This is a genomic window from Marinoscillum sp. MHG1-6 (genome assembly GCF_024714475.1).
Taxonomy (GTDB): domain Bacteria; phylum Bacteroidota; class Bacteroidia; order Cytophagales; family Cyclobacteriaceae; genus JAMZMI01.
Genome location: NZ_JAMZMI010000010.1, coordinates 31,277 through 54,898 on the forward strand (window position 1 = coordinate 31,277; position 23,622 = coordinate 54,898).

Below are 23,622 nucleotides of genomic sequence, written 5' to 3' on the forward strand. Positions count from 1 at the left end.
CTAGTAAGGTATTTAGCAACCCTTATTTCTTCTTTGCTCTGCCTCGTCCCTTTTTCTCTGGAGTTTTTTCTGCCAGCTCCTTACATTCCTCGTAAGTGAGATCTTCTGGTTTTTTATCCTTCGGGATTTTCACATTTTTCTTTCCAAACTTGATGTATGGCCCAAAGCGTCCATTCAGTACCTGCACGTCTGGGTCCTCGTCAAAGACCTTGATGAACTTATTCGCATCGGCTTCTCTTTTAGCCAGGATCAATTCGATCGCCTCGTCCTCAGTAATTGTTAATGGATCCTGCTCTTTTTTCAGAGAGACAAATTTACCATCATGTCTGACGTACGGACCGAAACGTCCAATCGCAGCGACCATCACTTTACCTTCGAATTCACCTACAGTGCGTGGAAGTTTGAATAGCTCAAGTGCTTCTTCCAGTGTAATATTCTCTATGAACTGGCCTTTCTTTAAGCTAGCATATTGCGGTTTTTCATCCTCTTCATTCTCCGGGCTTTCTCCAAGCTGGGCGTAAGCTCCGTACCTTCCCATACGCACATATACATTCTTGCCTGTATTTGGATCTTCTCCCAGTTCTCTTGCTGCAGAGATGTCAGCCCGTTGAACATTCGCAGTGTCCTGAACCTTCTCGTGGAATTTGCCATAGAAAGACTGGATCATGCTTTCCCATGATTTTCCTCCCTGAGCGATGTCGTCAAATTCTTTTTCAACATCTGCTGTGAAGGAATAGTCTACCACGTTGGTGAAATGCTCCACAAGGAAGTCATTCACAATCATGGCAATATTCGTTGGGAACAATTTGTTCTTCTCCGTTCCGGTAATCTCGGTCTTCGTCTGCTTGCTGGTGCTACCACCTTCAAGCGTCAGCTCTGTATAGTTTCTTTCTCTTCCGTCTCTTGACTCCTTGATCACATATTCTCTTTTCTGGATCGTAGAGATGGTCGGCGCATAGGTTGATGGACGTCCAATGCCCATTTCTTCCAGTTGCTTCACCAGGCTCGCTTCCGTATATCTTGCCGGTGGTCTGCTGAACCCTTCCTTACCAATCATTTTGGCTAGTTCCAGCTTTTGTCCGATCGTCAAAGGAGGGAGCATAGATTTTTGCTCTTCATCATCCTCATCATCAGTTGATTCCAGATAGACTTTCAGAAATCCTTCAAACTTGATGACCTCGCCTCTGGCGACCATTACCTCGTCAGTAGTTGAGATGTTAATAGAAGCAGTAGTTTTTTCTAAACGGGCTTCTGACATCTGAGAGGCGATCGCTCGTTTCCAGATCAGGTCATAAAGTCTGCTCTCGGCTGAACTACCACCTAAACTGTGCGTGCCGAAGTTCGTTGGACGGATCGCTTCGTGAGCTTCCTGTGCCGACTCTGATTTTGTTTTGAATGCTCTTGTTTGAACGTAATCGTTTCCAAAGGAAGAGCTGATCTCAGCCGCAGCACCATTGATAGCCTCCTGTGAAAGGTTCACTGAGTCCGTTCTCATGTAAGTGATCTTACCAGACTCATAAAGCTTTTGAGCCAGCGACATCGTATAAGAAACGGAATACCCCAATTTTCTACTTGCTTCCTGCTGTAGGGTAGAGGTAGTAAAAGGGGGGGCCGGCTGCTTCTTCGCAGGTTTAGTTTCCAGGTTGCTGATAGAAAACTCAGCACCAATACATTTATTTAAGAACTCTTGCGCTTCTTCTTCTGTCTTGAATTTCTTGCCAAGCTCGGCATAAAGGGTCTTGCCCTGATCCAGATTGAATTGGGCAGTAATTTTGAAGCTTGACTCCGCTTCAAATTTTTCAATATCCCTTTCTCGCTCCACGACCAGTCGCACCGCTACGGATTGAACCCTTCCTGCAGAAAGCCCTCTTTTAACCTTCTTCCATAATACGGGCGACAGTTCGAATCCCACCAATCGGTCGAGAATCCTTCTGGCCTGCTGCGCATTCACCAAATCGATATCGATCCCTCTTGGGTTTTGAATAGCATTCTGGATGGCATTTTTGGTGATCTCCCTAAAAACGATCCTTCGGGTTTTCTCATCATTTAGGCTCAAAGCCTCTTTTAGATGCCAGCTGATGGCTTCCCCTTCACGGTCATCATCACTCGCGAGGTAGATGATGTCTGCTTCCTTGGTTAACTTCTTAAGTTCCTTAATGACATCCTTCTTGTCGGAGGAAATTTCGTAAGTAGGACGAAAACCATTTTCAATGTCAATGGCCTTATCACCTTTCGGCAAATCGCGTACGTGACCGTAGCTGGATTTAACGGTAAAATCCTTTCCCAAATACCCTTCAATTGTCTTTGCCTTGGCTGGCGACTCCACTATTACGAGATTCTTTGCCATTATATTAATTCAAATTTTATCGCTAAAATATCTCCAAATTTCATTAATTGCTTTAGAATACAACCAATGAAGGATGCATAATTAACAAGTAATTATGCTAACACAAACTGAAATCCGCAAAGATGGTTAGAAAAATTTATCTCCTAAGACACGGTGAGGCACTTCCGCCACAAGCAGGATCGAAGGACTTTGAGCGGTCTCTCAGCTCTAAAGGAGTTGCTCAGATTAAGGAATTGGCGAAGTCCCTGGATCCGCATGTGTTTGATCCAACATTAGTGTATTGCAGTCCTTCCATACGCACTAAAATGACCTTGCAACACCTGACCGAAACCATGAATGTCGATTGGGAGGTTGAGTTTAGAGATGAGGTCTATGAAGCTTCGGTAAAAACCCTCTTTGATATGATCTGCGATACGGATCATTCCATATATCAATTGTTGCTGATTGGCCATAACCCGGGTATCAGCTACCTCGCTGAATACCTTGCCGGGGAATCTATTTCCGGACTTGAGCCCGGACAATTAATTAAGCTGGATTACGGATTGGGTGACTGGAAAAACATTTCTCAGGACACCTGCAGTATTTTTCAATGAATGTATTGATCAGTCCGAATGCGTTTAAGGGTGCATTGAATGCCAATGAAGTGGCTTTGGCCATTGAAGCCGGACTGAAAAGATCATCCCACGAATTTCAAATTATCAGGTTGCCTATTGCCGATGGAGGGGATGGCACGCTTTCCATTCTTGCTGAAGCGTGCAAAGCCAGATTATTTACTGATCAATATCCTGATCCCCTTGGGAGAGAAGTCACAGCGAGCTATGGCTGGATGGAAAGGGAAAATGTGGCCATTGTCGAAATGGCGGAGGCCTCGGGCATTCGACATCTTAACACAGACGAACTAAACCCCTGGGTGGCTACCTCTTGTGGGACGGGGGTGATCATAAAAGAGGCCGTCGAAAAGGGCGCTAAAGAGATTTGGTTGAGTGTGGGAGGAAGTGCTTCCGTTGATGGTGGCATGGGACTGCTGGAGGCCCTCGGAGTGGTTTTTTATGATGCCGATGGTAGTCCAATACATGGCGTATGCCCCGAAAAATTCTTTTTGATTGATGATATTGATGTTTCTGAAGCCAGCAACTTGCTCGATGGCGTGTCCATTCAGGTATTTTGTGATGTGTCCAATCCGCTTCTAGGGGAAGAAGGCGCGGCACGTGTTTTTGGACCGCAAAAAGGAGCAAGTATGGCGGATGTCCCAAAATTGGAACTGGCATTGGCTCACCTTAATAATATATGTCTCAAGAAAACAGGATCAGATGTCTCGGCAATTAAACACGGTGGTGCCGCCGGAGGGATTTCAGCCTTTCTACATGGGTTTTTGAATGCGGAACTATTGGATGGCGCCAGCAATCTTTTGGATAAGGTTGGTTTTCATCAAAAGCTACAATGGGCCGATGTGGTCATCACCGGAGAGGGTAAGATCGACTCACAGACGCTTTCGGGAAAGGGCCCTGGATTAGTAGCGTACCTGGCAAATAAAGCTGGTAAATACGTGGTCGGGATCTGTGGAGAAGCTGAAGTCCTTGTTGATGGTCCCTTTAATGAACTGCTCAGCATCAACCATCCAATGGATAATTTGCTAGAATCGATGAGGAAGACAGGAGATAACCTGGAAATTGCCGCCAGAAAACTAGGCGACCGACTAAGGCAAGACTTATAATTTCAACAGGAATTCACGAAAGGACTCCGTGTCATATTTAGCCATGCCCTCTCGCTTGGTTACGATGTTACCTTTTGAGGAGATCACGTAAGTGCTCGGGATGCTACTCGATTCATAAACCTGTGGCAGATATCCATTCACAAAATAGACCGGAAAGTCAAATTCCTTATTTTGGATATATCGCAGCGCTTTATTCCGATCATCGTCCAGTGAAATCATTACGAAGGCTACCTGGTCCCCCGTTTTTTCATACAGGTCATGGATATCAGGCATCTCAGCCACACATGGAGGACACCATGTTGCCCAGAAGTTGATAAAGACTGTTTTGCCTTTGAACTCTTCGAACGCAACAACCCGGCCCGCGGCATTGACCAATTCAAAATTGTAGTTGGCCTGGGTGCTGGCATCTGGTTCGGTGTCCGGTTTGATAATGCCAGTTGATAAAACCAATCTCTGAACGAACCCGATCACTTCAGTATGATAGCCCGTAAAGTAAAGGGTGCCGGCGACTGCTATCAAAATTACCCATTCTATAAGTTCTCTTTTACCTGATTTTCTGGACATTAGGGTCGCTTGATTTTTTAATCATTATTTATTGAACAAAAACATTTAGAATTCATTCACGATACGGGTAATTTTGATGCCCACTTAAAAGAAATGTGACGGGTCTCGACCCGATGATTGATTTGAAGAATATGACAAATTACGCTGCTAAGATAGCCCAGGAACTTTCCCTGCAATCAAGATTTGTAGACGCCGTGATCCAGTTATTGGATGAAGGAGCTACCGTGCCGTTCATTTCCCGTTATCGAAAGGAGATGACTGGCACCATGGATGAGGTGCAGGTGGCACAGGTGAGAGACAGGGTGTCCCAATTGCGGGAATTGGATAAAAGGAAAGAGGCCATCCTTAAGTCGATCGATGAGCAAGGCAAATTAACGCCGGAGTTGAAATCGAAGATTGACGCAGCAGAAACCATGGCGGTGTTGGAGGATTTATACCTTCCCTATAAGCCTAAAAGGAAGACCAAAGCCTCTGTGGCCAAGGAAAAGGGATTGGAGCCACTGGCCAATATGCTGTTTGCTCAGAATGCATTTGATACCGAGCTGGAGGCCGCGAAATTTATTAGCGACGAGAAAGGAGTTGCAGATGTAGAGGAGGCCTTGCAAGGAGCAAGAGATATTATTGCCGAATGGGTCAGTGAAGATGCGGACTCAAGAAAGAAAATACGAACCCTGTTTCAGTCAGAAGGTGTGGTGACCGCCAAGTTGATGCGTGGCAAGGAGCAGGAAGGAGCCAAATACAAAGACTACTTTGACTGGCAGGAGTCGTTGAAGGATATACCATCGCACAGATTATTGGCGATAAGAAGGGGAGAGAAAGAAGGGATTTTGTCAATGGACATTGCACCGGAGGAGGAAAGCGCGATTGCGTTGCTTAACCGACAATTCGTTAAATCAAATAATGCAGCTTCAGTACATGTAGAAACTGCGGTCAAGGATTCCTATAAAAGACTGATCAAGCCGAGTATTGAGACGGAATCCAGACTGGAATCGAAGAAAAAAGCGGACCTTGAGGCAATCGGGGTATTCTCAGAGAATCTGAAGCAGTTGTTGATGTCGGCACCATTGGGTCAAAAAACAGTGCTGGGTATTGACCCGGGCTTTAGGACGGGTTGTAAAGTAGTTTGCCTGGATAAGCAGGGAAAATTGCTCGAGAACACCACCATTTACCCGAACGAACCACAGAAAGATAAGCAGACGGCCGGAGCGATTGTGATGGCATTGGCTCAGAAGCATAATATAGAGGCAGTGGCCATAGGAAATGGAACGGCCAGCCGTGAAACAGAGCAGTTCGTGAAGTCTTTGGGGCTGCCTAAAAATATCATCATTGCCATGGTGAATGAAAGTGGTGCGTCGATCTACTCTGCATCAGAAGTAGCAAGGGAGGAATTCCCGAATCACGACATCACGGTGAGGGGTGCGGTGTCTATCGGGCGAAGAATGATGGATCCTCTGGCGGAGCTGGTGAAAATTGATGCGAAGTCTATCGGAGTGGGACAATACCAGCACGATGTAGATCAAAACTCTTTAAAGTCTTCTTTGGATGACGTGGTGATGAGCTGTGTGAATGCTGTGGGTGTAGAGCTCAATACGGCAAGTAAGCAACTGCTGACCTATGTTTCCGGTCTGGGGCCACAGCTTGCTGATAACATTATCCAGTTTAGAAATGAAAACGGCGCATTCAAAAGCCGCGAGGATTTGAAAAAAGTACCTCGATTAGGAGACAAGGCCTTTGAACAGGCAGCAGGATTCCTTAGAATCGGAGGAGGAAAAAATGTATTGGATCAAAGTGCCGTTCACCCAGAGCGATACGAGACGGTGGAGACCATGGCGAAAGACCTTGGGTGTACTGTGGTGGACCTGGTGAAGGACAGCAACCTCAGACAAAAGATTGATCTGAAGAAATACGTGACCGAGGAGGTTGGTTTGCCGACCCTACAGGATATCATCCAGGAATTGGCCAAGCCAGGACGTGACCCGCGGGAGCAATTCGAGGCGTTTGCCTTTGACGATCATGTTCACGATATCAAGGATTTGACCATCGGCATGAAACTTCCGGGTATCATCACTAATATTACCAAGTTTGGTGCATTTGTAGATGTGGGGGTTCACCAGGATGGACTGGTGCATGTGAGCCATTTATCGGATAGTTTTGTGTCGGATCCGGCCCAGGCGGTGAAGCTTCAGCAGAAGGTAACAGTAACGGTACTTGAAGTGGATGTGCCTCGTAAAAGAATATCGCTTTCTATGAAAAGTGATCCGTTTGGTAAGAGCCCGGCGCCAAAGCAACGCAAAAAAAGGGAGGAACCTCAAGTTGAGGGAGACCTTCAGGCTAAATTAGCCATGTTGAAAGGAAAATTTGGAAATTGAGAACAGTACTCAAAAGTGTAATCCTGGGATTCGTAATTCTGACAGGCTGTGTAGACACTGATATTATCAAGGACTACACGGCTGCAGAGGTCGAATTGATGCTCACGGCTGGGGATAAGAAAAGGTGGGCGCTATCTAATCTTTTGATTGATGGGGAGGCGCAAATTATGGAAGGGTGCGCCGATTCTGTTTATTGGCTTTTTCAGATGGTTAATGATGATTCGGTTGCTACGTTTGAATTGAAGAACCTTAATAGCTGCACGGTGATCGATACTTCTTTCGCTGGTGCGGTTAGTGCCTCGGTCTTCGAGACGCAGTTTACAGATTCATTACTCATTGAGGGAGACAATCTTCCATTCCCATCATTTATGAAAGTGAGGGAAATACGTCCCAGTACACTTGGCGTAGATTATAACAAAGCAGGGCAATTATACCAGGCGACTTACAGCGTTGCTGAATAGTCTTAGTAGTGATTGGCGGCGTTTACAAACTGGCAGGCCACCAATCCGGCAGTTTCCGTTCTCAAAGTGTTTGATCCAAGAGAGATTTTTTCAAAGCCTTTACTCAGCGCCATTTCGACTTCAGAAGGATCGAAATCACCCTCTGGTCCGATAAGCGTCAGCACCCTGGTGGCAGGGGTAAGTATTTTTCCGTAATAAGGCAGTCCTTCTTCGACATAGGCGATATGCCGAGCGAAGCTACGATCCAGATTTTCCAGGAAGTTTTTGAACTTGACTAGCTCATTTACTTTGGTGATATAGCCACTTTTGGATTGTTTGAGGGCACTGATGGCTTTCTTTTCTAACCGGTCGATGCGCAGCTTATTCCTTTCTGAGTTTTTGGTTAAAAGAAAACTGATTTCGTCCACGCCCATCTCGCAGGCTTTCTCCACGAACCACTCCGTACGGTCAATGTTCTTGGTAGGCGAGAGTGCGATGTGATGATAGAAATCCTTCGAAGGTTTCTTGCTCTCGCTGAGTATGCTGAATTCACATTTTTTGCCTGAGATGTTGGTGAGCTCTACCTCATACATTCCTCCAATGCCATCGAGTATACCGATCCGGCTGCCAATCGCATTTCGAAGTACGCGCGTGCAATGCGTAAACTCTTCTCCTTCAAGAAAAAGCTGTCCTTTGGTGATGTCAGGTTGGTAGAAGTAATTCATGTTGCTCGAAGATCAAAAAAACTTATGATACTGGCATAGTCAAGTAGTTTATTTTGATAGAAACATAAAACAAAAGGCCGCTCACATGAACGGCCTTCAAGTTACCAACTTAAATCAAGTATCATTTTTTGCCTCCCGGTATATTGGCTTTCAGTTCAAGAGCGAATAGCCTGCCGATGAATGGAGAGGCCGTAAACTCTCTGAATTCAGCGTCAAACAAGTTGGTTACCTGACCTGAGATCGTAAATACGTCGTTGAAGTTATACCCGATGCCGAGGTCGACATTAACAAAACCACCTAATGGGCCGTAGTTCCAGGTGTCGGTACTTCTGGCATCTTCGGTGATTGGAGTCCCTCTCCATGATAAATCTTGCGTCTCGGCGGCAATCTGGAAGCTTGAGAAATAATCATATTCCTGTACCCATCTGAGATATACATTGGCGAAGAATTTTGGTGAGCGATAGTACAGTCCTGTACCGAAGCGATTTTTAGGGGCGTTTACCAGGATGTCCAAAATATTTACAACTCCATCACCATTGAAATCGTTGTTTTCAAGGTCCTTCTTGTCTACAGAATAATCAAAATAGGAGTAGTTGAATGTCCAGTTCAGGTTGTTGCTGAAGTAAACATTGGTTCCAATATCAAATCCATAAGTGTTGACTTCTCCAAAGTTCACATAGGTGGCGACTAAACCTCCGTAGGCTGCATAGCCTGACTGTACCTGATCGATTGGGGTGCTGCCACGTTCGGTGGTAACTCCTACAACTGTGACGGGGGAGAGGAAATTTTCTGACATGTTGTAGTAGGCATTGGCGTCTACAAATAATTTTTTAGGAATGACCTGACCTTTATATCCGATTTCAATAGTCTGGATTTGCTCCACTTTTTGTTTTTCTACTTTAGTGCCATCTGTCAATGTGAATCCATCTGCATTACCAAGAATTAAGCCTGCGAACAGGTCTCCGTACATGTTCAAAATGGTGGGGGCAGCAATTCCTTTACCATAGGTTAATCGAATGGCGTTATCACCCTGGGTGTAGACCAGTCCGGCTTTGGGTACAAAGTTGAAGCCGTAAACCTCATGATTATCACCTCTAAAAGCAGCAACTGCTTTGAGGGTATTATTGAATCGGTAGTCAAGCTGTCCGTAAACCCCAATTTGGTTAATTTCTATAGGGTCCTTTCCTCCATTATCAATAAGATAGGTGCCTTTACTATTGGCAATATCTTTTTGCCATTGGGATCCAACCACCACTTTGGCATTACCAAACGTTTCGTGGTACTGAACTTCGGCATTCCATCTTTTGGAGTCATCTGCGAATGTGGCTCCATTACCCAGAGAGATTTCTTCAGCTTCAGCTTCAGTCGCTCCACCGTCAATGGCAGCCCAATAGTTTTTGGTTCGTTGATCAATGGCGTAGGTATCCTCGGTTTTGCTTGCTGTACGATAGGCTTGCACAAAGAACTTGTCGGAAACATATCTTAGGTGAAAGTAATTTACGCGCCAATCCTTAATTTGATTTCGTCCAACATTTGTAGGAGCCAGGTAAGTACTATTGCTAGCACCCCAGCTAAAGATTAGGTCTGAATTATCTGCTACCCGGTAGTAGAGGGCTGCCTCTCCCCTTAAAAAGCTTAGATCATTGTCGAGTTTGTATTCCTCATAACCTTCCTTTCCGGGGATACCATCTCGATCTATATAAACCGAGTCAGCAAATTTGAATTCTTCGGCTTGTGTGTACTCGCCCATCACTTTAAAGGAGAGCTTGTCATTTAGAACCTGAGCGTGTCTAAAGCGTCCCGTCAACATACTTTGATTACCAGCTCCAAGAGCAACGGTTGTTCCCTGAGAGGACCTTGGGTCTTTTGTGATGGTATGTACGAGTCCATTATGTGCATTTGGACCATAAAGGGCTGCGTTGGGACCCATAATTACTTCTACACGTTCTATGTCTTCTTTGATTTGAGTAGTCAACGGCCCGAAAGGAAGTCCTGTCGCAATAAGTGTTGAGAACCGCCCATCATTTACCTGAAGGTTCTTAGAGTTGAAGTTGCTGTTAAAGCCACGAATATTGACACCAGTACCGACCACCCCTGAACGGACAAACTCAACTCCTTTCATTCGGGATAATAATTCTCCGGGATTAAAGGAGGCTGACTCTGTGATGTCTTTAGAGGAGATGACCTCAATGGTGGCCGGGGTCTCTGTGATTTTTTCAGCTTGTCTTGTGCCGGAGATCACCACCTGATCGAATGCGAAAACAGATTCATTCATGCTGATGCTGTTTAAGTTGACATCCTGTCCTGCTATGGAAACTCGCTGACTTATTTTTTCAAATCCTATGAAAGTGAGTTCCAGAACATAGTTGCCATCTTCAACATTGCCAATGTTGAAATTGCCATTAGTGTCTGTGATAGATCCTTTTGAAGTGCCAAGTAAGGTGGCAGATACGCCAACAATAGGCTCTCCGGATGCGTCGTCCACAACGCGACCCGTAATTGAGCTTTGTGCTACGGCCTGATAAGTCAGAAATAGTAATAGGCTTAGAAGGGTTAGAGTAGAGTTTTTTTTCATTTCTGTGGGGTTTCTTAGTTGTTTTTACGGTTTTCGTAATAAACATAGAAAATCAGGTGGCCATAATGGGATTATCATAATTTTAGGTTGCTTTGACTTTCAGGTTGATAGGGGTCAATTTTTTATTTAAAAAGTTAATTATCAGTCAGTTATGAATTGAAAATATGGTGTTGACTATTAAAGATAGGAGCTATGATAAAATTAGGCGATTTGACCTGATTTTTGATTCACCAATAGAGAGTTTTGAGTTAAGTATGGGTCAATTGCTCTTTACCTGAAAAAGTTCAGCACGCGCTGTTACAACTGTGCGTGGTATGTAATTTTCCAGTTCAGTAAGTACTTGTTTTAGTACAAAGGTTTTATGCTGATCTGAAAGGTACTCTTTAGAGAAGGATACGATGGATTCGACCATTTCCTTTGATTGGATCCTTTTTTCTTTTAACAAAGCGACTTCATAATACCACCTGATGGTGGGTAGGTAAATGGCCTTTTTTCGATCCTCATCGTCCTTGTTAATGAGATTGTATTTGCGAAAAACCTGAAGCGTTTTTTGGTATTTTTCCTGTTTAATGAGTGCCTGAATGTAGGCTGTAAAAAAGGAGTACCACCTTTGATTTAGGATTTCCGAAGCGTGGATTCTTAAAAAACTTTCAGCTAGCATTTCACCACGTTGAGGTTGGTTGTGGAGGTTTAGGCATTTGATATAGAAGGAGATGAAGCCAATTTTCTGGTAATAGTTAGAGGACTTCTGGACCTCCGAAAAGGACTCTTTTAGGAGGTTAAGCGCCTCTTCAATTTTTCCGCGTTTGATAAGAATGGAGCTGAAATTACTGAGGTATTGGATGTGATCAGAATTTTTTTGTCTGATGGAGAGATAACCATACTCCTCTGCCTGCTGCAATACATCAAATTTGGAGTGCAGCATGAGGCGATTCGCATAGTAGTTGTAGAGGATTCTTCTGGTATAAAATAGTCCGTTGATCAGTAGGGTGTCCAATTGATCATACATCTTCTTAAGCTTGCCAAATTCCCTGCTGTTGAAATAGAGAAAGGTCAGTCGTATTACCGCCATGTACCGATTATAACCATCAAGGTTTTCATTGGTGAAGCATTCCTCCAGCCAGTTTTCCCACTTGGTAGAATCTCCCTGCTTGGAATTGAACTGGTCTATGATATCGGTGGTCGCCTGATGAAGCTTTTCGTTGACCTCTTTGGAAAAGGCATATTCATCTCTATATTTTTCTATGAATGCATTGACCTCACGATAATCTTTATTTCGTAGTCGAATAAGTAGGAAGTGCCGGTAATTGATCACCATTTCATAAAACTTCATAAAGTTATGAATAGGATGGTCGTAATTTTTGATGGTTTTTAATAAGGCTTTCTCTTCCGGTACTGTAAGGGCATCAGTAATTACTTTGCGATCCATATCGTTGATCCACTCAAAGTATTTGTCTACGTCTATGGCATCCAACTTCTTTTGGATCCAATCCATGAGGCTGGAGTATTTGCGTTTGTCTATTTGGGGGTTAAAGGGGACCTTGTTTTGAAGGTCATGGGCATTTAATCTGATTTTGTTGAGTATATCAGCTTTCTCCTGGTCCTCAAATTGTTGAATGCTCGCCAGATAATCAGCTTCATGAGGAAGAATATCAGATGCAAATTCCGTGAATTTTTTGAGCTTTATTTTCAACGCACTATTCTGTTGTTTGAAAAAGGAATGTATGAATAATTTTATTCACCTCCTCGGGTTGATCGTAGGTAATGAAATGTCCACAATTCGGAACGAGCTTTAAGGTGGCGTCAGGGATTTTATTAACACCTGATTGAGCCACATCCTTTGTGCTTAGATTCGGATTTAGGTATCGATTCGGGATCAGCAGATCATTTGCACCATAGACCACCAGGGTACGTGTTTTAAGTTCTCCTAATTTACTAAATACAGGGCCTTCGAGCATGCTGGTGATCCCAAGAGAGACCGACCTGCAATACAAATCAAAATCCATGCTTTTTTTCATTTGTATTCTATCATTGATCATGAACTCAACAGATTCGGGCATATTAAAGAAGTTGAGTTTCCAGTTAGCCCTAATCTGATCATCCGTAGCCTTCGATAGTTCAGAGGCATCAGATACTGTTTTTAACCATTTGGTCTGTTCCGGGGTGAAGGTTTCGAAACCTGCAGGGGCAAGGAGTATGAGTTGAGTGAATATTTCCGGCCTGTTCAGGACGCTGGTGATAGCAATTTGGGCACCCATGCTGTGTCCAACCAAAATTACATTTTTCAATTTCAGTGCTTCAATCAATGAAATAACGACCTCCGCATAGAAGTTCATTGAAATAGCGTACTGTCCCTTCGAAGAAAGCCCGTAGCCTGGCAAATCGAGGGCAATACATCGGTTGTTCGTCTTTTGACTTTCAAATACCGGAAACCATGAGGGAATATAGGTGGCCAATCCATGAATGAAGATCAGTGTGTTGGCCCCTTGCCCTTCATCCACATAAGCCACTCTCATGGAATCATTGACGGTGTGATACTTCACATCATAGGGGTAGGGCTTGATTGTCTTTGCTATGGATAATTCGTTTTGGGCCATGGTCGTTAAACATAGGGATAAAAATAGAATAGAAATAACCGGTCGAAACAAGGGGATCATTTTTTAGTGAGGAGTTTTCGGTCAATCTTTCCACTTCCATTTTTCGGCATTTCAGGGATGAACTCAAAGTATCTGGGTACTTTGAACTTCGCCAGGTGGTCCATACAAAATTGCCTGATCTGATCCACCTGACATTCCTGTCCAGGGCGAATGGTTATATAAGCCTTGCCCACCTCTCCCCATTTCTGGTCGGGAACAGCTACTACGGCAGCCTCATCCACTGAAGGGAAGGTTCGGAGCACACGCTCCACTTCTGCCGGGTAAACATTTTCCCCCCCGGAAATAAACATGGACTTTTTTCTGTCCACAACATATAAATACCCATCGTCGTCTTCACGTACCAGGTCACCAGTATGAAACCATCCGTCGGTGATAGCAGCATCGGTGGCCTTCTGATCCTGCCAATAACCGGGTGTAACCATCGGACCCTTTAGCCAAAATTCGCCTATTTCATTAGAGCCTACGCGCTCACCCTTCTCATTGACAATTTTATAATCAACATAAAAATTCGCGTGACCTATAGAACCGATCTTGCTTTCAGCATCATCCTGATGTAGAGATGTGATGTTGGGACCTACCTCTGTCAAGCCATATCCCTGCCTGATCTTCACGCCTTTTTGATGCCATTTACGGATGACGTCAAGGGGTAGTGCTTCCCCTCCAACGACAAAGTATCGTAGTGACGCCAGGCTGGAAGCATGAAATAACGAGCAGTCTGCCATCATCTTGAGCATCGTAGGGACCCCCATAAATAACTTGGATTGCTTTTGATCGATCAGCCTGAGCAACTGCTCAGGGTCAAATTTTTTCATAAGAGCGACGGTAGCGCCTCTGTGCAGAAGAGGGGTCAGAAGCACATTCCAGCCACCCGTGTGAAAAGGGGGCATGCAGTTGATTGTGTGATCCTCGGTAGTTATTTCCAGGCTTTGGCTGGTATTGATGCTATTCCAAAAAAGCATTTTATGAGAATAGATAGCACCTTTTGGAAATCCGGTAGACCCGGAGGTGTAAAGAATAAAGGCCGGATGATCCTCGCTTGTTTCTACAGGAGAATAAGGAAAGGTCGGTTTGGTTTTTGACATTTTGGCCAGGTCCTCAAACCAGGTAATAGTTACGTTGATTTCCAGGTCGTTTACTTTTTCCTGAAACTTATGCTCGGATATGAATAGTGTGGGGTTACAGTTTTGAATCAGGTAATTGATTTCTGAATTTGCCAGCCTATAATTTATTGGGACCAGCGTAATCCCGGTTTTCTGCATCATGGAAAATAAAATCACATACTCAAGTGCATGTTCAGCCAAAACCATCACCCGGTCACCAGTTTTTAGTTCATAATTTTGGATAAGGTGACCAGACAGATTTTCAGCCCGTTCATTACACTCCATATAGGTCAAAGATCTTCCGGTCTCACATTCTTCCACGGCGACATTGTGAGGTGTGAGTTGAGCCCATTTCGATATCCAGTCTTTTCTATACATGACGCTTATTGATAGAAAAATAATGAAATGTGAGACCAACTAATAATGAAACGATGAGTGCCATGGTACTGGCAATCGCCGGGTTGTTTACTTGCTGATCCATCATCGGGAAAAATCCGCCATAGTAAACACCGAAATGCGTCACGATTGCCACAATTGAAGCGGTAGCAACTGTTTTCAGCCCTACAGGATTTTTTTTGATGAACATTCCGAAAAGGACCGGAACAAAAGCCGCAGAGAAATAGGCATAGACGCCATTTTGTGCGAAAATTCCAACACTTAAGTTAGGGCTGATCAATTGCTGGTAGGAAAGGCCAAAGCTTATTATTGCCAGGAATACAATGATGACCTTGTTGATCATTATTTCCTGTTGATCTCTTTTAGAAGGATCGTAATATTTTGAGAACAGAGGATTGATGAGGTCCGTGGTAAGCGTCGAACTCAATGATTGTATCAATCCCTCAAGGGTGGATAATCCTGCTGAGATCAGCCCTGCAATAAGTATGACGGTGATATAAAAGGGAAATTTGCTAATGACGTATGCCGAAACAATTCCGTCCATCGGTATGCGCTCCCCGTCAATGGCAAGGTCGGGAAAATGAATTCTGGCGAAAAGTCCAACGATCACAACCTGAAAAAAGATTATCAGGACTACAATTCCAATAACAAGGTATTTGTTGACGTCCTTGTCGTTTTTGAGAAGCAAAGATTTAGTGATGATGTGTGGCTGACACACAATGGCGAATCCGATTACCGCCTGGCAAAAGATGATCTCAAATAAATTTCGAAACAGAAAACTATCCGGGTTGACCCAACTGGCAAAGTAGGGGCCAATATCATCCAGTCTCGATTGGAAAGCGGTCAGCCCCCCTTCAAATTGATCCACTCCTGATGCAAGTAATATGAGGGCAACGATCAGCATGAGGGTAGCTTGGATGGCGTTTGTGTATACCATAGAATTTGCCCCGCCAAACATCATATATCCAAAGACAAAAATGATTACGCTCCCCAGGACCAATACCGGCTCAACGTTCAATGCGCTGGACAGAATTTGGGTAAGCCCGACGCAGATGAGTACAATAAAAGTGACAAGCAGAAGTGATATGAAAGCGAAGAAGAGCGCATAGCCATCATTTTGGTATGTCTTACCAATCCATTGCGCCATGGTCAGGGCCTTTGTATTAGCTCCTGAAATTCTAAATTTTTTGGTTAGCAGAATAAGCGAAAAGAAAATGGCCAGTGGCATAACAATCCCAAATGACAGCACTCCACTGATCCCATAAAGGGCAATGAAGCCCGGGTTGATAATGAAGGTTGCGGCGCTGGTCATTGATGCTGCCAGCGCCAACCCTACGGCCATGGGAGAGAATGAAATATTTCCCAGGGCATAATCAGCCATGGTTCTTACTTTTAGAGCTCCCCGAATGACAAAAAACAGAATAATGCACATGTACAGGATCACCACGATCCAGTTTGCCAGTATTTGTTCTGAAGTAGCTAGTTGTTGCATAAGTCTTGTTTAAAACTTTACTGCCGCCGCCGCAAAGGCCAATCCACCACCCGACCCGATAAACATCATCAGGTCACCTCTTTTGAGTTTTCCATTGATGTAGGCGTCATTCAAGGCCATCGGAATGCAGGCCGAGCCGGTATAACCATATTTGTCCATGATCAAAGTAGCCTTTTCTCTGCTTACACCTAGGTTGTCTAAGGTCTCATATATTGAATTAAAATTGAGTTGGGTGATGAAGTAGTGATCGAAGCTATCGGGTGTGATATCCATTCGGTCACAAATTTTTTGAGTCATCTCCGTCCACATCTGGGGATTGAGCTCTTTGGGGAATTTATGTACGAATTTAAGAAGGTGGTCTTTTTTTTCGATCACCTGGTTGGTAATGGGTTGGTGGGTTGCGCCAGCATAAATTCCCATCCAGCTATTGTATTCCCCCCTGGTGTGAAGGTCGCTTGTGATCAACCCACTTCCATTTTCTGAGGCACTCATAATCACCGCTCCGGCACCATCAGCAAAAAGGGTCACTGTTTTTTTATCTTCTTTATTTAGGTATTTGCTCATTGCATAACCACCAATGACCAAAATGTTTTGATACCGGTCGTCAGCCGCAATATACTTTGCTGCCACATCCATAGCCGTTACAAATCCTGCACAGGCCGTGTTGAGATCGAAAGTTCCCGCATGCTGGAGTCCGAGTCTGTCCTGAATGACCGAAGCGGTGGAGGGTGAGACGAACTCAGGAGTGTCTGTCGCCAGAATGATCAGGTCGATATCCTTTGGGCTGAGTCCCGCATCATTTAATGCTGAAATGGAGGCTCTTTCACAGAGGTCAGCCACAGATTCATCTTCTCGACACCACCTGCGAGTATGGATATTTACATTTTCTTTTAGCCAGCTATCAACGTCTTCTCCGAGAAGATCATTGAAGTAGCTGTTTGGGATTTCTTGCTCGGGAACGAAGGACCCGATTCCTGTTAATGCAGCTCTTCTCATTTTATTGGGTTAAATCGTGACAGCGCCATCTACACTAAGTACTGAGCCGCTGACAAATGAAGCGTCCTCAGATGCTAAAAAGACATAGGCGTTGGCGATGTCTTCTGGTGTTCCCAGTCGTCCTAGTGGCGTTTTTCCGGTCATCATTTCGATGACCTTATCCGGCATGGCTCGTACCATGTCTGTGGCGATAAAGCCCGGGGCTACGGCATTTACCGTGATCGAATATTTTCCTAATTCTTTGGCAAGGGTTTTGGATAGACCGATGACCCCTGATTTTGTAGCGGCATAATTAGTTTGACCAAAATTGCCATATAAGCCCACTACAGAAGAGGTATTGATGATCCTGCCATAATTGTTCTCGGTCATGCTCGGGATGACTACCTTAATGCAATTAAAAACGCCCGTTAGATTAATATTGATTACCTGTTGCCATTGCTCGAAGGTCATCTTCTTTATGGTGGCATCTCTAGTGATCCCGGCATTATTAATCAGGATGTCGATTTTTCCAAAAGTGGCAAGCGTCGTGTTTGCTGCCGTTTCGGTTTGGTCGGGGCTGGAGGTATCTACCATTTGATAAATAACCTGATGTCCCTGACTGGTAAGTGTAGCGGCTAGTGTCTCTCCGGCCTCCTTGTTCAAATCCCAGATTGCTACCAACGCACCTTCACTTACAAATTTTTCTACCGCGGCCTTACCTATTCCGGAGGCTCCTCCTGTAATGATGGCAACTTTATTTTCGAGTCTTTTCATGTTGTGTTATGGGGTTTCAGGAAGAGGTTAGTGCCCTTACTGATTTGAAAAAATTTAAAAATGATCACCTAAAAATAGAATAATGAAAATCCAATGGAATTTGATGTTGCCAATTAAAGGGTCCGACTATGGAGTAAAAATTGTTTTGTTATCTATTTAAATTATTGATTTTTAGATATTTAAATGTTTTTACAATGCCATAGACTTTCTGGCGTATTGAGGTTTTTGTCTGGTCCTGTTTTAAGAAAATTTTAACGTAATGTGGTTATTAGTCCGGGCTATTTCTAGGGACCCAATGGTATTGATCGACCGGCCGTCCATATTGATACGCTGAGACAAATGTTTCAGACATACGACAAAATAATCTGGTTTTCCTTGAGGGTTTTAGTCTTGAAAATCAGTGATTTCGGAATGATGCGTTGCAAATTCATTGCGTTTTTAAGTGTCATTTTTCGATTGCGGACATTAAAGTCAGTGCAGTGGTCCGGAGTTTTGATTTTGAGTATGATGTGACGGGTCGTAGCGCTTTTAGGCACTGGTGGCAGATGAAGTCAAGAGTGCTTCGGTTCGTTGAAAATGGCCGCTTCTTTTGAATTAACACTCTTTTTTTTCAATGGGATGATTTTCGGATCGTCTACATTCTGATTGTCCCCTGAGTAGGGTAGAGGCATTTTTTTAGCCCTAAAAGTCAACCCCCTTTTAATGGTTGCCTTCATCGGATTGATGAAAACCATCCATCACTTTTGGATAATTAAACCCAAACAATATGGAACGACTTACACTAAACCCCGATTTGATGTCAGGATATAAGGATATCTTGACTGAAGATGTTTTGTCGGCTCTTGATCACATGGTTGAACTCAATCAAGAGCAAAAACGACTCATGCAAAAACGACTGGAGAGGAGGGCCAAGAGGCTTTCAGGTGACTTACCGCTGGCATTTCTTCCTGAGGAGGCGGTGATTGAAGGAACCGATATTTTGGTCAGTGATGCTCGAAATGGGAGGTTTGTCGGTTCAGAAATACCCGGGGACTTAAAAAGACAGTGGATTCAGGGAACGGGACCGGCAGCTAAGCCTGGAGCTCCGTTGGAAAGTAGCCTGAGAAACGTGGCATACGCTTTACTCTCAGGGGCAGATGGCTGGATGTTTGATGGCGAGGATGCCCTTGGACAAATTAAAAGTATGTCATTAGACAACCAGAGGAACCTCAAGATGGCTATAGCCAAAGACCCCCTCTTTATGAAAGTGGCGCAAAGGGTGTCTTACGAGATGAACATTTGGTCCAAAGGCTTTTTGGGCAGGTCAATAGTGACCGACTGGGAGCGTCAATTAGATTTTACTACGATCATCTTTCGTGCCAGGGGGCTGCATTTGGATGACAGGCACTTTTGCCTGGAAGGTGGTGAACCCTTCTCAGCTTCTATTGTTGATGTTACCCTTTTTGTTGTAAATAATTACAAGGAATTTCTAAAAAGAGAAGCTTCAATCATCCTGTACCTGCCAAAGATCCAGACTGCTGAGGAGGCGGCTTACTGGAATAGGCTGCTAAATAGGCTGGAGGATTATTTAAATCTTGAGAATGGTACCGTCAAAACCTATGTGCTTGTCGAACAACTGGAGGCGACCTTCCAGCTAATGGAAATCCGGGCGGCGCTTGGACTTCACTTTGTTGGGTTCAACACCGGAAGATGGGATTACATCAATAGCGTATCGGATGCATTGGCTGGAGAGCCAACATTTATTAACCCTAACATTGAGGCTATATCAATGACTTATGCCTACATGGCCACCTACGAGGATCGGGTGCGGTGCGCCGTGAATACCCCTGACCTCAAAGGGAACTATGTGCTATGGCAAGGAGGTATGGAGCCCAATATTCCGGTAGGGTCTGAGGAAGGTGTAGCCTCCAGCATGGAAAAGGCATTAGCCGGAGCTCGCAGGGAGCAGGCGGCCGGAGCTTCCGGAAAATGGGTGGCGCACTGGAAAATGGTGCATATCATCAGACCAGTATGGGAAGCAATGAAAGAGAAAAATCAGCTGGGAAGGGATTTCCCTGCACTGGACTATTCTGAAAGTTCGGCGGCAGCCTTAACCCTACTGGAAGCGGCCCCAAGGACCATACGTGGTGCCAGAAACTTGCTAAGCGTAGCCATCCAGTATGGAAATGCATTTCTACAGGGATTTCAGGCTGCGGCATTGAAGCCCGCCGACTTTTTCGGAGATGATAACATTCTCTACCTCATGGAAGATATGGCTACCGGCGAGATCAGATTGAGTGTGCTTTGGGAGTGGCTGCACAAAGCAGGTACGCTAACCGAAGATGACTCGGAAACTAACTGTAAAAAAGGAGATGTATTTACCAGAAACTTGTTTGACCGATTGCTTGGGGAGGAATATGAAAAACTATTGAAGGCTAAGGATAAAGACGTGCATGATGACTCTAAAAGTACTACTCTCCCGATTGCACTGGAAATAGTGAGGAGGTATGTCCATGAACCCTTGAAAGCCCCATGGTATATCGACCTCCTCAATCTTAATCTCAATAATGAGGATTTGCAGGAAGCCCTGGACAGGATTAATCTGTATTACAACAATCTGAAGCAGGGAATCCGAATGACTGAAAACCTTGACCTTAAAACCCAATTGATATGAATGCTACTATCCAAATTCAGGAAAAACCCCGGATCAAAGATGATGGGATGAAGACTGCCATAGAACAGGCACGATCGTACATGGATCAGCCACGATTCAAAGACGTGAAGCGCCTCTATTCTCCAAGGCAGGTGGCGGAGCAGCAAGGGACGATCTTCAACGATTACTCCATTGCGAAAAATGCGGCGATACAGTTTTATGATCGCCTCAGAGAGCTTTTTAATCAAAAGAAATCGATCACCACTTTTGGGCCTTATACTCCTAGTCAGGCGGTCATGATGAAGAAAGCGGGCATTGAAGGGATCTATCTGGGAGGATGGGCTACTTCTGCGAAGGGATCTATCAATGAAGATCCCGGAGCAGATTTAGCTAGCTATCCGCTGAGTCAGGTGCCGGATGAGGCTGCAGCCATTGTGCGGGCATTACTTACTGCAGATAAAAATCAGGAATTCCAGCGTTTTAAAATGAGCCCTGAGGAGCGTGCCAACAGTCCAAAGTTCGATTTTCGTCCGTTCATTATTGCTGATGCCGATACAGGACACGGTGGCGATGCACATGTCAGAAATTTGATCCGCAGATTTGTTGAAGCTGGGGTGACAGGCTACCATATTGAAGATCAGAAACCCGGAACCAAGAAATGTGGTCATCAGGGAGGGAAGGTGCTCGTGCCCTGCGACGAACAGATAAAAAGGTTGAATGCTGCCCGTTTTCAGCTAGATACGATGCGGGTGCCCGGTATTATTGTAGCACGAACCGATGCTGAGGCGGCAACCTTGCTGGAGGGAATCTCAGATGAAAGGGATCAGCCGTTTATTCTGGGAGCCACGAACCTGGAGGTTCCCTCCTATAAAGAGGTGATCCTGGCGGTTCACAGGATTATCAATGAAAAGGGTGTCAAATCGATCAACGGACATCTGCTCTATCGGGAATCACCCAATTTTGAAAGTACCACCAAATGGCTGGAAAAGAATGGGGTACTCGACACGATCCATGAGGTGCTTGAAAATTTGGACGACAATAACCCTCATCTTTTTGAGAAGGCCTTTGATCAAATCTTAAACATGGTGGTGGAGAAGTGGCAGGCGGAAGCAGGTGTCAAAACCATTGGGGAGGCACTGGGAGATCTGGTTGAGCAATATGTTTCCGAGGGCAGAAAGATGTCTCTACCGGAAAACTGGGATGATATACTAAAAACGGCTTCCCTGACTGAAATATACCAGCAAGCCAAATTTTTGGGTATTGACCTGGTGTGGGATTGTGAGCTGACACGCACTCCCGATGGCTATTATCAGATACGCGGAGGAATTCCTTATGCCATAGCCAAGTCTCTGGCCGTGGCACCCTTTGCTGATATCATCTGGATGGAAACTAAAACTGCGGATCTGGAAGATGCTAAGGTGTTTGCTGAAGCCATGCATGCCGTGTACCCGAATAAGATGCTAGCTTACAACCTGTCTCCTTCCTTCAACTGGGACAGTACGGGTATGACGGAAGCAGAGATGGCAGCCTTCCCTGCTGAAATTGGGAAACTGGGTTTCGTATTCAATTTCATTACCTATGGAGGGCACCAGATCGATGGATTGGCTACTGAAGAATTCGCCAATGGATTGATGACCGAAGGCATGATTGCTTTGGCGAAGATTCAGCGAAAGTTTAGGTTGTTGGGATCATCCTATAAAACGCCTCAAACGCATGTAGGTGGGCCAAGGCTGGATGCCGCATTGGCTTCGTCTTCCGGTCGGACGGCCACTACCAGAGCAATGGGGAAAGGCTCTACCCAGTTTCAGCATCTGATCCATACCGAGCTTCCTGTGAGCGAACTGCAAAAGTGGATCGAAACCTGGGCTGAACATAACCAGATGCAACACGAGCTGAAGGTGAGTTTGCTTCCGCATAGCCCCGGTTCTGAGACCATGGAGCTAGCCCTGAGGGATAGCACGGGAGATCTTATGGCTAACATTATTTTCAGTACGGTTTCCGATCGCAACCAAAGACGAATACTGTCAGTGCGGGATCAAAACACTTTCAGAAAGGAATATCGTCAAAAACGATTGATGACACTTATGCATCTGTTTCTCTTGAATCGGTACAAGTCGGATTCTGTTCATTATCTCACACCTACAGGGGATAATGAGCATCAATGTTTAGCCATGAAAAAGCAGGGTATTTACGATCAGGTGAGTGCTGAGATCGGTCATATCATTGTGGCGGATGTGGCGAGGCAGGCTGTGAGGGCATTTTCAGAGCAAAGTGAGCGAGTTGAACGTCTAATTAAAAAGCTTGATTGATGGATCTCTCTACAGCTGGTCTATGGGATGAATTTGGCGGGGAGCTAAGCCCCGCCGATCCCATTTTTCGGAGTTTTGGTATGAGGCATTGCTTCTATGGCGAAGTAGCCACACTTAAGATTTTTGAAGATAATACCCTGGTGAGGGAGTTATTAAGCCAGAAGGGACAGGGTAAAGTGTTGATTGTGGACGGAGGAGGTTCTCTGAGATGTGCTTTGGTGGGCGATCAACTTGCGCAGCTTGCCATTGATAACGGCTGGGCCGGGATCGTGGTTTATGGGTGCATTCGTGATAGCTCAGTGATTAACAAGATGGATATTGGAATTAAAGCCCTTAACACAACACCTGTCAAGAGTATTAAAAGAGGGGAAGGCCAAAGGAATGTGGAGGTCTGCTTTGCGGGGGTTCACCTTAAGCCGGGAGACTTCCTGTATGCAGACGAAGACGGATTGCTCCGGGCTTCCAATCGTTTACTGATTAATTAAGAGACGGGCGTGACAGCTAAATGATCAGGATGTAGGCACCCCATTTGGGGTGCCATTCTTGATAGAGT

At 44.8% G+C, this 23,622-nt stretch carries 18 protein-coding genes; 7 read left to right on the top strand and 11 right to left on the bottom strand.

Annotated elements, in window-relative coordinates:
• Positions 1–22 precede the first annotated feature (22 nt).
• Entirely contained in the window at positions 23–2,347 is a 2,325-nt protein-coding gene (topA, locus tag NXR94_RS16650; protein WP_258105809.1) for a type I DNA topoisomerase, read from the bottom strand.
• Positions 2,348–2,469: 122 nt separating this feature from the next.
• On the opposite strand from topA, the gene NXR94_RS16655 reads away from it, so the two are divergent.
• Positions 2,470–2,940, top strand: coding sequence for a histidine phosphatase family protein (locus NXR94_RS16655; protein ID WP_258105810.1), 471 nt, complete (start codon positions 2,470–2,472; stop codon positions 2,938–2,940).
• A complete protein-coding gene (locus NXR94_RS16660) occupies positions 2,937–4,061 on the top strand; it encodes a glycerate kinase (RefSeq protein WP_258105811.1) in 1,125 nt (374 codons plus the stop codon). Before NXR94_RS16655 ends, NXR94_RS16660 begins: the two co-directional genes overlap by 4 nt.
• Here NXR94_RS16660 and NXR94_RS16665 read toward each other — a convergent pair.
• Positions 4,056–4,625: a TlpA disulfide reductase family protein gene (locus NXR94_RS16665; RefSeq protein WP_258105812.1), complete on the bottom strand. Its 570-nt coding sequence runs from the start codon at positions 4,623–4,625 to the stop codon at positions 4,056–4,058. The two genes, NXR94_RS16660 and NXR94_RS16665, sit on opposite strands and share 6 nt — an antisense overlap.
• A gap of 131 nt (positions 4,626–4,756) precedes the next feature.
• Here NXR94_RS16665 and NXR94_RS16670 point away from each other — a divergent pair, with 131 nt between their 5' ends.
• Together NXR94_RS16670 and NXR94_RS16675 are read left to right on the top strand one after the other, a co-directional pair.
• Complete coding sequence (locus tag NXR94_RS16670; RefSeq protein ID WP_258105813.1) at positions 4,757–6,994, top strand: Tex family protein; 2,238 nt, start codon at positions 4,757–4,759, stop codon at positions 6,992–6,994.
• Positions 6,991–7,455, top strand: coding sequence for a hypothetical protein (locus NXR94_RS16675; protein WP_258105814.1), 465 nt, complete (start codon positions 6,991–6,993; stop codon positions 7,453–7,455). Before NXR94_RS16670 ends, NXR94_RS16675 begins: the two co-directional genes overlap by 4 nt.
• A 2-nt stretch (positions 7,456–7,457) precedes the next feature.
• Here NXR94_RS16675 and NXR94_RS16680 read toward each other — a convergent pair whose 3' ends face one another.
• The 9 genes from NXR94_RS16680 to NXR94_RS16720 all read right to left on the bottom strand — a co-directional run bounded on the left by NXR94_RS16680 (position 7,458) and on the right by NXR94_RS16720 (position 18,862).
• On the bottom strand, positions 7,458–8,159 hold the full coding sequence (locus NXR94_RS16680; RefSeq protein WP_258105815.1) for a 16S rRNA (uracil(1498)-N(3))-methyltransferase: 702 nt from the start codon (positions 8,157–8,159) through the stop codon (positions 7,458–7,460).
• A gap of 121 nt (positions 8,160–8,280) precedes the next feature.
• Positions 8,281–10,734 carry a TonB-dependent receptor gene (locus NXR94_RS16685; RefSeq protein ID WP_258105816.1) on the bottom strand — a complete coding sequence of 818 codons (2,454 nt, stop codon included), beginning with the start codon at positions 10,732–10,734 and terminating at the stop codon, positions 8,281–8,283.
• Between the two features lie 259 nt (positions 10,735–10,993).
• Entirely contained in the window at positions 10,994–12,427 is a 1,434-nt protein-coding gene (locus NXR94_RS16690; RefSeq protein ID WP_258105817.1) for a hypothetical protein, read from the bottom strand.
• Positions 12,428–12,431: 4 nt separating this feature from the next.
• Positions 12,432–13,331 (bottom strand): alpha/beta fold hydrolase, encoded by a 900-nt coding sequence (locus NXR94_RS16695; RefSeq protein ID WP_258105818.1) that lies wholly within the window; start codon positions 13,329–13,331, stop codon positions 12,432–12,434.
• Positions 13,332–13,387: 56 nt separating this feature from the next.
• Complete coding sequence (locus NXR94_RS16700) at positions 13,388–14,869, bottom strand: class I adenylate-forming enzyme family protein (protein WP_258105819.1); 1,482 nt, start codon at positions 14,867–14,869, stop codon at positions 13,388–13,390.
• Entirely contained in the window at positions 14,862–16,379 is a 1,518-nt protein-coding gene (locus NXR94_RS16705) for a sodium/pantothenate symporter (RefSeq protein WP_258105820.1), read from the bottom strand. The genes NXR94_RS16700 and NXR94_RS16705 overlap by 8 nt, the downstream gene beginning before the upstream one ends.
• 9 nt (positions 16,380–16,388) lie before the next feature.
• Complete coding sequence (locus NXR94_RS16710) at positions 16,389–17,375, bottom strand: 3-oxoacyl-ACP synthase III family protein (RefSeq protein WP_258105821.1); 987 nt, start codon at positions 17,373–17,375, stop codon at positions 16,389–16,391.
• Positions 17,376–17,384: 9 nt separating this feature from the next.
• The gene (gene fabG, locus NXR94_RS16715) at positions 17,385–18,128 is read right to left on the bottom strand and encodes a 3-oxoacyl-ACP reductase FabG (protein ID WP_258105822.1); all 744 of its coding nucleotides are present in this window, start codon (positions 18,126–18,128) and stop codon (positions 17,385–17,387) included.
• Between the two features lie 551 nt (positions 18,129–18,679).
• Positions 18,680–18,862 (bottom strand): hypothetical protein, encoded by a 183-nt coding sequence (locus NXR94_RS16720; protein ID WP_258105823.1) that lies wholly within the window; start codon positions 18,860–18,862, stop codon positions 18,680–18,682.
• 32 nt (positions 18,863–18,894) lie between these two features.
• Between NXR94_RS16720 and NXR94_RS16725 the strand changes: the two genes are divergently transcribed.
• Genes NXR94_RS16725 through rraA form a run of 3 tightly spaced genes read left to right on the top strand, consistent with a single transcriptional unit; the run spans position 18,895 to position 23,554 of the window.
• The gene (locus NXR94_RS16725; RefSeq protein ID WP_258105824.1) at positions 18,895–20,781 is read left to right on the top strand and encodes a malate synthase; all 1,887 of its coding nucleotides are present in this window, start codon (positions 18,895–18,897) and stop codon (positions 20,779–20,781) included.
• Positions 20,778–23,069, top strand: coding sequence for an isocitrate lyase family protein (locus tag NXR94_RS16730; RefSeq protein WP_308706284.1), 2,292 nt, complete (start codon positions 20,778–20,780; stop codon positions 23,067–23,069). Before NXR94_RS16725 ends, NXR94_RS16730 begins: the two co-directional genes overlap by 4 nt.
• Complete coding sequence (gene rraA, locus NXR94_RS16735; RefSeq protein WP_258105825.1) at positions 23,069–23,554, top strand: ribonuclease E activity regulator RraA; 486 nt, start codon at positions 23,069–23,071, stop codon at positions 23,552–23,554. The genes NXR94_RS16730 and rraA overlap by 1 nt, the downstream gene beginning before the upstream one ends.
• The last annotated feature ends 68 nt before the right edge of the window (positions 23,555–23,622 follow it).